This is a genomic window from Dietzia sp. UBA5065 (assembly GCA_002415925.1).
Taxonomy (GTDB): domain Bacteria; phylum Actinomycetota; class Actinomycetes; order Mycobacteriales; family Mycobacteriaceae; genus Dietzia.
This window is the reverse complement of record DIAZ01000144.1, coordinates 2,908-3,301: the sequence shown is the minus strand read 5'-3', so window position 1 is coordinate 3,301 and position 394 is coordinate 2,908. Positions and strand designations below refer to the sequence as shown.

1 protein-coding gene is annotated in these 394 nt (G+C 66.0%); it reads left to right on the top strand.

Annotated features, from left to right (window positions below; genetic code table 11):
- Positions 1-53 precede the first annotated feature (53 nt).
- Positions 54-239 (top strand): hypothetical protein, encoded by a 186-nt coding sequence (locus tag B4M60_RS11980; protein WP_291084177.1) that lies wholly within the window; start codon positions 54-56, stop codon positions 237-239.
- Positions 240-394: the final 155 nt, after the last annotated feature.

Below are 394 nucleotides of genomic sequence, written 5' to 3'. Positions count from 1 at the left end.
CCGTCCGAGGCTCTTCCCGACATGACGGGGAGTCCACCCAGAAAGGAACCCCAATGGACCTCACCGGTTCCATCATCGACGCCGCCGCTCCGCTCAGCCTCGAGTTGACAGGGAGCGTCGGCGACATCGGCTCGTCCGTCCTCGACACCGCGGTCTTCGTCCTCTTCGCGGCTCCCTACTACCTGCTCAACGTCATCGCAGGGATCGGCGCCGACCTCGGCAGCACCCTCGGCGACTGATTCCCCCGTTCCACACACCCACACGTGCGAGAGAAACAGGAGTCACCACCATGGACCTCACCGGTTCAATCTACGAATCCACCGCCCCGCTGAGCACGACGCTCGGGGGCAGCCTGGCCGGCGGACCCACCGGGTCGTCGGCGATCGACACGATC

Coding starts and splice junctions, on each gene's coding strand:
- B4M60_RS11980 (WP_291084177.1), top strand. CDS start 54: ATGGACCTCACCGGTTCCATCATCGACGCCGCCGCTCCGCTCAGCCTC.